Source organism: Nonomuraea sp. KM90 (assembly GCF_052246675.1).
Classification (GTDB): Bacteria; Actinomycetota; Actinomycetes; order Streptosporangiales; family Streptosporangiaceae; genus Nonomuraea.
This window is the reverse complement of record NZ_JBQQCB010000050.1, coordinates 39,860-52,099: the sequence shown is the minus strand read 5'-3', so window position 1 is coordinate 52,099 and position 12,240 is coordinate 39,860. Positions and strand designations below refer to the sequence as shown.

Sequence of the window (12,240 nt, the reverse complement as noted above, 5' to 3'; positions counted from 1 at the left end):
CATGACCACGCCGAGCTCAGGTCCCTTCGCTTCAGGCGCGGCGTCGGATCGCCAGGTAGGCGACCCCGGTCAGGATCAGTGTGAGGACGAGGTAGGAGGCCGTTTCGATCCACTGTGCGGGCCAATAGGGCAGCTCAAGGTGGCCACGCAACGCCCGGCCGGCGAGCTGGCTGATGCCGGCCAGCAGGACGGACAGCGGCATGGCGACACGGGTGTGCCTGGTCACGGCGCCGAGCGCCACGCCGAGCGTCAGGGCGAACAGCACACGGGCGAACGGCACCGGGCCGTGGCTCTCGTAGTACGGCCAGGCCATCGGATCGCCCCCGGCGGAGGGCAGTGCCCAGGCCAGCAGCGCGGCGAGCACCGCCGCCGCGGCCAGAGCGCCGGTGGCCGCGGTGGCCAGGACCGCGGCCAGCCAGCGACCGCGCGTCAGGCTCTGGGTCCAGGCGAGCCTGTGCGTGCCCGTCTCGATCTCGCGGGCGATCAGTGGTGCGCCCCACACCAGGCAGATCGCCCCGGGCAGGAAGCCGGCCAGCTGCTGGGTGAGCCCGGACAGGTCGGGCTCCAAGCGCTCCACGGCAACGGTCGCGCCGTACATCAGCACCACGCCGGCGACGGCGGCGGCCTGGGCGCGCTGCCCGCGCCAGGCCGCCCACAGCGGCCCCGCGACAGGCCCGGTCATCGGGCCGGCTCGGGGTTGCGCAGGTGATCCAGGACGAGGTCCTCCATGGTGGTGGCCGGGTGGGCGGCCAGCAGATCGGTGAAGCCGCCGCACAGCCGGACCTGGCCGGCACCGAGCAGGATCAGGTGATCGCACACCCCGGCCAGGTCGGCCAGGATGTGCGACGACAGCAGGACGGTGATCTCCAGCTCCCGCACCGCGTCCATCGCCCGGACGCGGGCCAGCGGATCCAGCTCGGCCAGCGGCTCGTCCAGCACCAGCAGGTCGGCCCGCTTGCCGACCGCCAGGGCGAGGGCCACCAGGGTGCGTTGCCCACCGGACAGGCGGTCTGCCCGCTGCTGGACGGGGATGTCGTGGGCGAGCAGGAACGAGGTGGCGGCGTGCCGGTCCCAGCGGGGGTTGGTCGCGGCGCCGAAACGCAGCAGATCCGCCACGCTCCACCGCCGGTAGAGCGGCTTGTCCTGCGCCACGAAGGCCACCCTGGACACCTCCAGCGGCCTGCCGAAGACGCGCACCCGCCCGGTGGTGGGCGCCAGCAGCCCGGTCACCAGGTTCAGCAGCGTGGTCTTGCCCGCCCCGTTCGGCCCCACCAGCGCGCACCGGGCCCCGGCGGGCAGCTCGAAGGCGGCCTCCCGGAGCGCCCAGCGCTTGCCGTACCGTTTGCCCAGCCCGTCGGCCTCCAGCGCGTTCACGCCTGCTCCCCGCCGCTCAGCTCGCGCCTGCGGCGCAGCAGCTCGGCCCGGCGCGCGTGCGCCCGCACGACCAGCACCAGCGACGCCGCGACGAACCCGCCCCCCACCGCCAGCGCGACACCCAGGCCGGTGCCGCGCTGCACGGCGATGCCCGCCACACCCACGGTCGTGACCAGCGACGCGATCAGCGCGATCCAGGCGGCGATCACCCGGTCGGTGGCGAACAGCACCACCCTGCGCGTCAGCAGCCAGCCGCCGTAGCCGGCCCAGGCCAGGCAGAACACGGTGAACAGCGCGAACGCCAGATGGGTACGGCCCGGCAGCGGACCCGGCTCGCTCCACCACAGCGCGGCCACGAACACCACACCGGCCAGCCCGGCCAGCAGCGCCGCCACGGCGCGCACCCGCCGCCACGGTGACAGCGACGGCTCGAGCCGTTCGATCATCTCCTGCGCCGACAGGCGCGGCTCCTCCTCGATCATGCCCGGTATCCCCTTTCCTCCAGGTGCTCCCGCAGCATCCGGCGAGCCCGATTGAGCCTGGACTTGACCGTGCCGACCGGGACGAGGCAGATCTGCGCGCACTCCCCCACCGACAGGTCCTCCAGGTAGAACAGGACGAGAATCTCCCGCTCCAGAACCGGGAGCCCGGCCAGGGCGGCGATGAGCTCGGCGCGATCCACCATGGCCTCGACAGGGTCCTCGGTCGGCAGCTCGCCGGCCGCCACGTGCTCGTCGGCCCGGGCGTACTCGCCGCGCAGGCGGTCGGTCACCGAGCGGCGGGCGATCGTGAACAGCCAGGGCGCGAACCGGCCGGGCTCCCGCAGCCGGGGCAGGCCGCGGACCACGGACAACCAGATCTCCTGGGTCACGTCGTCGGCCCGCTCGGCATCCAGCATCCGCCGCACATAAGTCCACACCGGCACCCGCCATCGGGCGACCAGCTCCGCCCAGGCGGCCCGCTCACCCAGCTGGGCACGGACCACCAGCAGCTCATCGGTCATCTCATCCCTTCCGTCACCCTGCACAGTCGGGCGAGAGGCCACTCGGGTTCACGGGCACCCACATCATCGTGCGGGCCGGTCCTGGCGTCCGCCGCCTCGCGGCGTCCGGACCGGTCCCTGTGGCAGAAAGAGGTGCCGCTGTGCCGGTCGCTGTCCGATCCTGGGCGACGGCTCCGACGTCCCGGGAAAGTCGGGTATCCGGAAGGGAGCCACCGGCCATGGGCAAGGTCATCGCGAGCGCGACGGTCTCGTTGGACGGATTCATCGCCGACGAGTCGGACCGGGTAGGTCCGCTCTTCGACTGGTACGGCAACGGGGACGTCCCCTTCAACGGCGGCGACCCGGAGCGGGTCTTCCACGTCTCGGCCGCCAGCGCCGCCTACCTGGAGGCCACCTGGTCGCGGATCGGGGCGGCGGTGATCGGCCGTCGCCTGTTCGACCTCACCAACGGCTGGAACGGCCGCCCCGCCGCCGGCGACGCCGTCTTCGTGGTGACGCACGAACCGCCGACGGACTGGCCCTACCCCGACGCGCCGTTCACGTTCGTCACCGACGGCCTGGCCGGCGCGATCGCCCGGGCCGAGGCCGCCGCCGGGGACAAGGACGTGTCTCTGACCGGCGGTGACCTGCTGGGTCAGGCCCTGACCGCCGGCCTGGTGGACGAACTGCAGGTCGACCTGGTCCCGGTGGTGTTCGGCAAGGGCATCCGGTTCTTCGGCGGGTACGACGGCCCGCCCGCGCTCCTCGGCAACCCGGAGATCGTCCAGGGCGACCGCGTCACCCATCTGCGCTACCACGTCCACCGTGACGCCGATCGCGTCGCAGGTGGCTTCAACCACCGGCCTTCGACACCGCGAACGCGAGCAGGAACCCGGCCAGCGTGATGAGGCCGGTCATCTGGTGCGCGTCCTCGAACGCCTCGGGAATCATGGTGTCGGCGATCATGGCGAGGATCGCGCCGCCGGCCAGCGCGATGATGCCCGCCAGCACGGCCGCCGGCGCCTGCCCGAGGAGTGCGTACCCCGCCAGCGACGACAGACCGCTGATCACGGCGATCCCGCTCCACAGCCCGAACACGTACGCCTTGGACCGCCCGGCTCCGCGCATGCCGGCCGCGCTGGACAGGCCCTCGGGCACGTTGCTGATGAACACCGCCGCCACCGTCACCGTGCTCACCACGCCACCGCCGAGCAGGCTCGCCCCGATCACCAGCGACTCCGGCACTCCGTCCAGCACCGCGCCCAGCGCGATCGCCGAGCCGGACCCCTCCTGCTCCCGCTCCGACGGCTGCCGATCACCGGAGCGCTTGCGATGCCTGGCTCCATGGCGGGCCAGCAGGAGGTTGCAGACGGTGTAGAGGACCGCGCCGGACACGGCCCCGGCCACCGTAGGCACCAGTCCCGCCCGTTGGTGCGCCTCGTCGATCAGCTCGAAGGACACGGCGGACAGCAGCACCCCGGCACCGAACGCCATCACCGACGCGATCAGCCGCTGCGGCATCCGCACCGCGTACCCGGCCAGCGCGCCGAGCACCAGCGCGAACCCGGCCAGCAGCCCCCACCCACCCGCCTGCAACCATTCCGGCATGATCAAGCGGTTGCCCTCGCGCCACCCACTTCAAACCGGGTGATCTCTCGTCTCCTGGCGTCACCTATCTCCCTATTAACATTCATCTGTACGCCTGTATCGCTCCGTGAGGGTCGATGCCCAGATCTGCCGACCATCTGCACCTTTACGGAGACCCTCCGCATGGACCTCGCCACGCGCCGTCGCCGGCAGGCACTGTTCCTGTTCTTCTTCCTTCCGGGCATCGCGATGTCGTCGTGGGTGACCCGCACCCCCGACATCCGCGACCGCCTGGAGGCCTCCACCGGCCAGATGGGGTGGATCCTGTTCGGCCTGTCGCTCGGCTCCATGATCGGCATTCTCTGCTCCGGACGTCTCACCTCGCGGTACGGGACCAGACCCGTCATCGGCGGCGGCACCGCGCTGGTCGTGGCGAGCCTGGCCGTCATCAGCGCCGGCGCTCTCGTGTCGTCCGTGCCGCTGGTCATGGCGGGTCTGTGCGCGTTCGGCGCGGGCATGGGAGCCGGTGACGTCGCCGTCAACGTCGATGCCACCGACGTCGAGCGGATCACCGGCAGGACGACGCTGCCCACCTTGCACGGCTGCTTCAGCCTGGGCACCGTGGTGGGCGCCGGCACCGGCATCGCGGCCACCACCGCCGGCCTGCCGGTGCACTGGCATCTGGCCGCGATCACCCTGATCTCAGCCGGGATCTTCCTGTACGCCGTCCGCTTCGTCCCCGCGGGCACCGGCGCCCTCGCTCCCGGCCCGGCCGGGCCGGGCACCGGCCACTCGAGGCCGAAGGTCTGGAAGGACACCAGGCTCCTCCTGATCGGCGCGATCGTCCTGGCGATGGCCCTGGCCGAGGGGGCCGCCAACGACTGGCTGCCGCTGCTCATGGTGGACGGTCACGGCCTGACCACCGCGTCCGGTTCCCTCGTCTACACCGGCTTCGCCGCCGCCATGACCCTGGGTCGTTTCGGCGGGACGTTCTTCCTCGACCGCTTCGGCCGCACCCTCGTCGTACGCGCCAGCGCCGTGTCGGGGGCGCTCGGCCTGCTCCTGGTGATCTTCTCGGACAACGCCGTGCTGGCCGGGGCGGCCGTGCTGTTCTGGGGGCTCGGCGCGTCGCTGGGCTTCCCCGTCGCGCTGTCGGCCGCGGGAGAGACCGGACCGGACGAGACCGCCCGGGTCAGCCTGGTGGCCACGATCGGCTACGTCGCCTTCCTCGTCGGCCCGCCCGGCCTCGGCTTCCTCGGCGACCACTGGGGCCTGCGCCCGGCCATGCTCGTCGTGCTCGCCTTCGTCGCCTCCGCCGCCTTCCTGGCCTCCGCCGTCGACACCCGGAGCCGCGTCCAGGCCGCCGGTCAGCGTGCGTAGGCGCAGGCGGGCACGCGGCGGAGGCCGGGCGGGGCGGCCGGGCGGGGCGGCCGGGCGGGCCACGGCGCCCGGCCGCCGCGACGCGGGCGGCCCGATGCGCGTCAGCGCACGTAGACGTTGGGCCGGGGTGGCGTGCCCATGCCGTTGCCGATGAAGAAGCTCGGGTGCGGCGGCTGGTTGTAGGCGGTGTTCTGCCAGGCCAGGGCCACGCGGTACTGCGGGTCGTGCAGCAGGGTGTGGATCTTGGTGGTGGTCGCGTGGGGGGTGGCGTAGATGCGCAGGGCGCGGTTGTCGGTGGTGGGCCAGACGACCTCCTCGCGCCAGTCGCCCAGGAGGTCGCCCGACAGGGACGGGGTGGCCTTGGTGCCGTTGTTGCTGTGCACGCCGGAGGCCGTGAGCAGGCGGGTCTCGCCGCTCGTGCCGTACTTGTCGATCCGGGTCTGGTCCAGCAGTTCCCGTACGGGGTCGCCGTCCCACCAGGACAGGAAGTTGGCCGAGGAGGGCTGGCGGCCGACGACCGTGCCGGAGGTGTTGCGCAGGCCGTTCTGACCCGCGCCGGCGGCCCAGGACTCGGCGCCGGGGCTGCCGGCGTGGATGTCGGCGGACACGCCGCGGGCCGGGCCCTCGCCGTCGGAGCCCGAGCCGGTGCCGGTCTGCCACAGCACCTGGCCGGTGCGGGCGTCGACCATGTACAGGCCGGGCCGGTTGGCCGACTCGGAGATCTTCACGTACTCCTGGCCCGCGCGGCCCGGGTTGAGGTCGCCCAGGTGGGCGGCGTCGCCGTGGCCCCAGCCGACGTTCCACAGGCGGCCGCCGTCGTCGTCGACGGCGGCGGCGCCGTACAGGATCTCGTCGCGACCGTCGGCGTCCACGTCGCCGACGGTGAGGCTGTGGTTGCCCTGGCCGGCGTAGGAGCCGTTGCCCGATGCGTTGCTGTCGAACGTCCAGCGCTTGACCAGCCGGCCGTCGCGGAAGTCCCAGGCGGCGATCACGGCGCGGGTGTAGTAGCCGCGGGCCATGATCAGGCTGGGCCGCTGCCCGTCCAGGTAGGCGGTGCCGGCCAGGAAGCGGTCCACCCTGTTGCCGTAGCTGTCGCCCCAGGAGGAGACGTTGCCGCGGGGCGGGTCGTAGCTCACCGTGGACATCGCGGCGCCGGTCTGGCCGTTGAACATGGTCAGGTATTCCGGGCCGGTCAGGATGTAGCCGCCGGAGTTGCGGTGGTCGGCGCTCGCGTTCCCGATCGCGGTGCCGCGGCCGTCGATGGTGCCGTCGGCGGTCTTCATCGCGACCTCGGCCTTGCCGTCGCCGTCGTAGTCGTAGACCTGGAACTGGGTGTAGTGGGCGCCGGCGCGGATGTTGCGGCCCAGGTTGACCCGCCACAGGCGGGTGCCGTCCAGCTTGATGCCGTCGATGTACACCACGTCGGTGGTGCCGGACTGGGAGTTGTCCTTGGAGTTGTCGGCCTCCCACTTCAGCACCAGGTCCAGGGCGCCGTCGCCGTCCAGGTCGCCGGCGCTCGCGTCGTTGGCGTGGTGGCCTCCGCTGGGCGGGGAGATGGGCACGTCGAGGTAGCCGCCGCCGAAGCGCAGCGAGGTCTCCGAGGCGGGGCCCTCGGTGCCGCCGCTGACCGGGCGGACCGTGTAGGAGGCGTCCGGCGCCGCTCCGGAGTCCAGGTAGTTGGTGGAGTCGGTGACGGTCGCGATGCGCGTGCCGCCCCGGTAGAGGGTGAAGGACGTCTCCCGTGGCTCGGTGCCGAGCAGCCGCCAGGAGACCAGGTTGCCGCTGCCGGAGCGGACGCTGATCAGGCCGCGGTTCAGGTCTTCGGCCTGCTTGGCGTTGTCGGGGACGGAGGTCGGGGTGACCGTCGGCGTGACCGTGGGGGTCGGCTCGCCGGAGTCGCCGGTGCAGGTGACGCCGTTGAGCGCGAAGGAGGCGGGCGCCGGGTTGGCGGAGCCGTTCCAGGAGGCGTTGAAGCCGAACGTCGCGGTGCCGCCCTGCGGGATCGCGGCGTTGTGGCCCGCGTCCTCCGCCCTGACGGCGGGGCCGCTCTGCGTGGCCGTGGCGTTCCACGCCTGGGTGATCTGCTGCCCGGCGGTGAACGACCAGTCCAGGTGCCAGCCGTTGACCGCCTCCCCCACGTTCCTGATGGTCACGTTGCCGGTGAAGCCGCCGGGCCACTCGGTGGCGACGGTGTAGTCGACCTCGCAGGCCACCGCCGCCGCGGCGGGCGACTGCAGGCCGACGGCGCCCGCGAGCACCAGGCACACGGTGCTGCCGAGCGCCGTGAGGAGCAGCGTTGGACGGGATAAACGTTTCATTGATCGTCCAATCAACGTACGGGTATCGACGAGATGCCGAGCGCCCACACGGTAGAAATGTGCTGTTCAGAGTGTCAACGACACACCAATGACGACCTGGCCGTGGATTGTTACCTTTCAGGTCAGCGGCGGGAAGCGGGCACCACGGCTCTGAAACTTTCGGAGCCGAGCCCGGTCAGCGGCAGGGTGCCGCGGTGGACTCGCGGACGACCAGCCGCGGCCGGTAGACCAGCTTCTGATGGCGGTGACCCGGCCGGCTCTCGTCGAGGAGCAGCTCCGCCGCGACCCGGCCCAGCTCGCGTTTCGGCTGCCACACGGTGGTCAGCGGCGGGGCCAGCTGCGCGGCGAACGCCACGTCGTCGTACCCCACCACCGACATCTCCCCAGGCACCGAGATCCCCCGCTCCCGCAGCCCGCCGATCACCCCGAGCGCCGCCGTGTCGTTCAGGCAGAGGATCGCGGTGGGCGGATCGGCCGCCCCCAGCACGTCCTCCAGGGCCGCCGCGGCGGTCACCGTGATGTCGGGCGACGGCACCCGGACGTCCAGCACCCCCTCGTCGGGGTCCAGGCCGGCCTTCAGGAACGCCTTGCGCACCCCGGCGTGGCGCTCGGCGGTCTGCTGCACCTCGATGGCGGCGCCGAGCAGGGCGATCCGCCGATGCCCCAGCCCGAGCAGATGCGCCGCGACCTGCTCACCACCCCACTGGTTGTCCATCGACACCGAGCACAGCCGGCCGTCGGACCGGTGGTCCAGCAGCACCACCGGGACGCCGCGCCCGGCCAGGGCGACCAGCGGGTCCAGGGCGGCCTCGACCGGGGTGACGAGCACGCCGCGTACGCGCTGCTTCTCCAGCTCCTGGAGATAGTGCCGCTCCCGCCCCGGCTGCAGATCGGTGCTGCAGGTCATGAGCATGCAACCGTCCTGGAGCAGCCGGTCCTCCACCCCCCGGCACACCTCGGTGAAGAACGGGCCGGCGATGTCCAGCGTCACCGCGCCGACCAGCGGGCTGGGCATCCCGCGTAACCGCCGGGCGGCGTTGTCCGGCAGATACCCCAAACGCTCCATCGCCGCGTGCACGCGCCGGCGCGTCTCCTCGGCGACCAGCTCGGGACTGTTGAGGACGTTGCTGACGGTCGTCGGCGAGACCCCGGCCTCTCGCGCGACCTGGCGCATACCGGGACGGCGCGGCCCGATCGAAGCGTCCCCATTCACCGCAGCACCATATCCGGCCCGCAACCGATCGCGCCCCTGGTGAGATCGGGCCGCTGTCAGCCGCTGCGAGCCGCCGAGGTCGCCCCGCGAGCTGAGTGCCGCGCCGGACGCGTCGAGTCTCCAGGCGCGGCGGACCGCCCGGGAGCACCAGCCGGCCGAGGCAGCGGAGACGGAGACCGTGCCGATTAGTCGTTGACGCCACAGTTCGGCACAATTGCTCGCGTGCGAGTCGATTTGCTTGGTCCGTTCGAAGTCCGGAACCGCGACGGAGCCATGCTGGAGGTGCCTGGGATTCGGCTGCGCGCGCTGCTGGCCGCCCTCGCCCTCGACCCCGGCCGGATCGTCACGCGGGCCCGGCTGGTGGACTGGATCTGGGGGGAACGCCCGCCCGCGGACGAGGTGAACGCCCTCCAGGCCCTGGTGTCCAGGCTGCGCAGGGTGCTGCCCGACGGTGTGATCGAGGCGGATTCCGGCGGGTACCGGCTGGCCGTGGCTCCTGACGCCGTGGACGTGAGCCGGTTCGAACGCCTGGTCGGTCAGGCCCGTGCCGCCGACCCCGCGGAGCGGGCGGAGCTGCTGCACTCGGCCCTGGCCTTGTGGCGCGGCGCGGCCATGGCGGACATCGCCCTGCAGGACAGCGAGGCGTTCGACGCCGTGGTCGCGCGCCTGAACGACCTCTACGTCGCCGCGCTCGGGGATCGGGTGGACGCCGACATCCGCCTCGGCCGTGGCTCGGAGCTGATCTCCGAGCTGACCGAGCTGGTTGCCACATATCCGCTGCGAGAGGGCTTCGTGGCGGCCTTGATGCGCGCGCTCGCCGAGGCGGGGCGCGGCAACGAGGCGCTGACCGTGTACCAGCGGACGCGCGAGCGGCTCGCCGAGGAGCTGGGCGCCGATCCATCGGCCGAGCTGTCCGCGCTGCACACCGCGTTGCTGCGCGGCGAGCTGGGCGAGCGGGCGGAGAACCGCCGGACGAACCTGCGCGCCGGGCTGACGAGCTTCGTCGGCAAGGACGACGACGTCTCCACGGTCGCCGGCCTGGCCATCAAGCACCGGCTGGTCACCTTGACGGGAGCGGGCGGCTCCGGCAAGACGAGGCTGGCCACGGAGACCGCGCGGACGATGCTCGCCGAGCTGCCGGACGGGGCGTGGCTGGTCGAGCTGGCCTCGGTACGGGCCGGCGGCGAGCTGGCGCAGGCCGCCCTTACCACGATCGGCCTGCGTGACCAGGCGGTGCTCGGTGGCGCGCGGGGCGGGGAACCGATCGACCGGCTCATCGCCGCGCTCCGGGAGCGCACCATCCTGCTGATCCTGGACAACTGCGAGCACGTGATCGACGAGGCCGCGGCGTTCGTGGATCGGCTTCTGGGGGAATGCCAGCGGCTGCGGATCCTGGCCACGAGCAGGGAACCCCTCGGGATCACCGGGGAGGTGCTGTGGCAGGTCGAGCCGCTCGCGCTGCCCGCGACGGGAGCGGACCCCGCCGAGGCCGGGTCCTCGCCCGCGGTGCGGCTGCTGCGGGACCGCGCGGATCTGGTGCGCAAGGACATCGGCTCCGACGCGGACACCTTGGCGACCATGGCGCGGATCTGCCGGGCGCTCGACGGGATGCCGCTGGCGATCGAGCTGGCCGCGGCACGGCTGCGTACGATGTCCGTCGATCAGCTGGCCCATCGGCTCGACGACCGGTTCCGCCTGCTGACCGGCGGCAGCCGTACGGCGCTTCCCCGGCACAAGACGCTGCGCGCGGTCGTGGACTGGAGCTGGGATCTGCTGACCGAGGCCGAACGTGGCGTGCTGCGGCGGTTCTCGGTGTTCTCCGGCGGTGCGAGCCTCGAAGCGGCCGAACGGGTGTGCGGGGACGCGGCGTTCGGTGGGGAGCAGGTGCTCGACGTGCTGACCGCGTTGATCGAGAAGTCGCTGCTGCTCGCCGACGAGGAGGGCATGCCGCGCTACCGGATGCTCAACACCATCAGGGAGTACGCGGCCCACCGGCTCGACGAAGCCGGCGAGACCGAGCCGGTGCGCCGGGCACATCTCGCGTACTTCACCGAGCTGGCCGAGACGGCCGATCCGCACCTGCGTACGGCCGAGCAGCTGACCTGGCTGGCCACGCTCGAGGCCGAGCACGACAACATCAACGCGGCCCTGCGCGGGGCGATCGCCGAGGGATGGGCCCAGGAGGCGATGCGGCTGGTCGGGGCCGTGGGCTGGTACTACTTCCTCAGCGGGCACCGGGCCGAGGGCACCGAGCTGAGCATCGCGGCGACCTCGCTGCCCGGTGAGGTGGCCGATGAGGTGCGGGCGATGGCGTACGGCGTCGCGGCCGTGTTCGTGACCTCCGGACCCGGCCGCGATCAGTACCAGGCGCGAGAGTGGATCCACGAGGCGCACCGGCTCATCGAGCGCAGCGGGTATCGCCACCAGATGCTCGTGTTCGTCCGGCCGCTGGAGCGGATGCTGCAGGGGCCGGCGGAGTTCCTGCCCGCGTTCGAGCCGCTCATCGACGACGACGATCCCTGGGTGCGGGCGCAGGCCAGGCTCACCCGTGGCCGGTTGCGGCTCACGCTCGGCGCCGACGAGACCGACGTGGACGTCGACATCGAGACCGCACTCACCGAGTTCCGCACGCTGGGTGACCGGTGGGGGATCTCGACGGCGCTGACCTTCCTGGCCGATCGGGTCGCCATGCGCGGCGAGTTCGCACGCGCGTGCGAGCACTACGAGGAGGCGGCTACGGCGCTGACCGAGGTGGGCGCGACCGAGGACGTGGTCAGCGTGCGGTCGCGGCAGGCCCAGCTGTACTGGCTGCTCGGCGATGAGCGCTCCAGCACCGCCGCCATGGCCGAAGCGCAGCGGTGCGCGGGCTGGATCGCCTGGCCGGAGGTGCTCACCGACCTGGCGTTCTCGAAGGCGCAGCTGGCGCACTGGCGCGGCGAGCCGGACGAGGCACACCGGCAGCTGGCCACGGTGGAGGCGCTGATGGGCGACGAGGAACAGTGGCAGTTCTTCCGCGCCAAGTTCCACGACCTGAACGGCTACCTCAGCGAGGACCTCGAGAAGGCCGGCGTTCATCGGAGCGAGGCGTTGAGCGCGGCCACGGCGACGACGTACCCGCCGCTGATCGCCGAGGTGTTGATCGGGATCGCGGATCTCGCGGTGCGCCAAGGACAGTACGAGCAGGCCGTACGTTTGCTCGCGGCGAGCGACGGCGTGCGCGGCATGCCGGATCGTTCGCATCCGGACGCTTCCAGGATCGCCGCGGACGCGCGGAGCCGCCTCGGCGAAACCGGGTTCACCGAGGCGACCCGTGCCGGTCAGCAGCGGGATTGGCGCGAGCTGGCCGAGACCACCCTCGCTGGGTGAGCGTCGACGTGCGGTCCTCG

10 protein-coding genes are annotated in these 12,240 nt (G+C 72.4%); 3 read left to right on the top strand and 7 right to left on the bottom strand.

What is annotated here, in order from left to right:
• Positions 1-31: 31 nt before the first annotated feature.
• From ACTWPW_RS35830 to ACTWPW_RS35815, 4 genes are read right to left on the bottom strand one after another with little or no spacing between them, the layout of a single operon-like run.
• Positions 32-682, bottom strand: a complete 651-nt coding sequence (locus ACTWPW_RS35830; protein WP_443171240.1) for an ABC transporter permease subunit — start codon at positions 680-682, stop codon at positions 32-34.
• Positions 679-1,374, bottom strand: a complete 696-nt coding sequence (locus ACTWPW_RS35825; RefSeq protein ID WP_443171239.1) for an ABC transporter ATP-binding protein — start codon at positions 1,372-1,374, stop codon at positions 679-681. Before ACTWPW_RS35825 ends, ACTWPW_RS35830 begins: the two co-directional genes overlap by 4 nt.
• Positions 1,371-1,856, bottom strand: coding sequence for a hypothetical protein (locus tag ACTWPW_RS35820; RefSeq protein WP_443171238.1), 486 nt, complete (start codon positions 1,854-1,856; stop codon positions 1,371-1,373). The genes ACTWPW_RS35825 and ACTWPW_RS35820 overlap by 4 nt, the downstream gene beginning before the upstream one ends.
• A complete protein-coding gene (locus tag ACTWPW_RS35815) occupies positions 1,853-2,377 on the bottom strand; it encodes an RNA polymerase sigma factor (protein WP_375117520.1) in 525 nt (174 codons plus the stop codon). The genes ACTWPW_RS35820 and ACTWPW_RS35815 overlap by 4 nt, the downstream gene beginning before the upstream one ends.
• A 218-nt stretch (positions 2,378-2,595) precedes the next feature.
• Here ACTWPW_RS35815 and ACTWPW_RS35810 point away from each other — a divergent pair, with 218 nt between their 5' ends.
• The gene (locus ACTWPW_RS35810) at positions 2,596-3,261 is read left to right on the top strand and encodes a dihydrofolate reductase family protein (RefSeq protein ID WP_443171237.1); all 666 of its coding nucleotides are present in this window, start codon (positions 2,596-2,598) and stop codon (positions 3,259-3,261) included.
• On the opposite strand, the gene ACTWPW_RS35805 is transcribed toward ACTWPW_RS35810, so the two are convergent.
• Complete coding sequence (locus tag ACTWPW_RS35805; RefSeq protein ID WP_443171236.1) at positions 3,209-3,964, bottom strand: ZIP family metal transporter; 756 nt, start codon at positions 3,962-3,964, stop codon at positions 3,209-3,211. The two genes, ACTWPW_RS35810 and ACTWPW_RS35805, sit on opposite strands and share 53 nt — an antisense overlap.
• A gap of 162 nt (positions 3,965-4,126) precedes the next feature.
• Here ACTWPW_RS35805 and ACTWPW_RS35800 point away from each other — a divergent pair, with 162 nt between their 5' ends.
• Positions 4,127-5,323: an MFS transporter gene (locus ACTWPW_RS35800; RefSeq protein WP_443171235.1), complete on the top strand. Its 1,197-nt coding sequence runs from the start codon at positions 4,127-4,129 to the stop codon at positions 5,321-5,323.
• Between the two features lie 101 nt (positions 5,324-5,424).
• Here ACTWPW_RS35800 and ACTWPW_RS35795 read toward each other — a convergent pair whose 3' ends face one another.
• Together ACTWPW_RS35795 and ACTWPW_RS35790 are read right to left on the bottom strand one after the other, a co-directional pair.
• Positions 5,425-7,641, bottom strand: coding sequence for a rhamnogalacturonan lyase family protein (locus tag ACTWPW_RS35795; protein ID WP_443171234.1), 2,217 nt, complete (start codon positions 7,639-7,641; stop codon positions 5,425-5,427).
• A gap of 175 nt (positions 7,642-7,816) precedes the next feature.
• Positions 7,817-8,854 (bottom strand): LacI family DNA-binding transcriptional regulator, encoded by a 1,038-nt coding sequence (locus tag ACTWPW_RS35790; RefSeq protein ID WP_375117525.1) that lies wholly within the window; start codon positions 8,852-8,854, stop codon positions 7,817-7,819.
• A 273-nt stretch (positions 8,855-9,127) separates the two neighbouring features.
• Here ACTWPW_RS35790 and ACTWPW_RS35785 point away from each other — a divergent pair, with 273 nt between their 5' ends.
• Entirely contained in the window at positions 9,128-12,220 is a 3,093-nt protein-coding gene (locus ACTWPW_RS35785) for a BTAD domain-containing putative transcriptional regulator (protein ID WP_375117526.1), read from the top strand.
• Positions 12,221-12,240: the final 20 nt, after the last annotated feature.

Excerpts from the sequence above, each read along its gene's own strand:
- ACTWPW_RS35830 (WP_443171240.1), bottom strand. The coding sequence starts at position 682 with ATGACCGGGCCTGTCGCGGGGCCGCTGTGGGCGGCCTGGCGCGGGCAG.
- ACTWPW_RS35795 (WP_443171234.1), bottom strand. The coding sequence starts at position 7,641 with ATGAAACGTTTATCCCGTCCAACGCTGCTCCTCACGGCGCTCGGCAGC.
- ACTWPW_RS35805 (WP_443171236.1), bottom strand. The coding sequence starts at position 3,964 with ATGCCGGAATGGTTGCAGGCGGGTGGGTGGGGGCTGCTGGCCGGGTTC.
- ACTWPW_RS35810 (WP_443171237.1), top strand. The coding sequence starts at position 2,596 with ATGGGCAAGGTCATCGCGAGCGCGACGGTCTCGTTGGACGGATTCATC.
- ACTWPW_RS35800 (WP_443171235.1), top strand. The coding sequence starts at position 4,127 with ATGGACCTCGCCACGCGCCGTCGCCGGCAGGCACTGTTCCTGTTCTTC.
- ACTWPW_RS35815 (WP_375117520.1), bottom strand. The coding sequence starts at position 2,377 with ATGACCGATGAGCTGCTGGTGGTCCGTGCCCAGCTGGGTGAGCGGGCC.
- ACTWPW_RS35820 (WP_443171238.1), bottom strand. The coding sequence starts at position 1,856 with ATGATCGAGGAGGAGCCGCGCCTGTCGGCGCAGGAGATGATCGAACGG.
- ACTWPW_RS35785 (WP_375117526.1), top strand. The coding sequence starts at position 9,128 with ATGCTGGAGGTGCCTGGGATTCGGCTGCGCGCGCTGCTGGCCGCCCTC.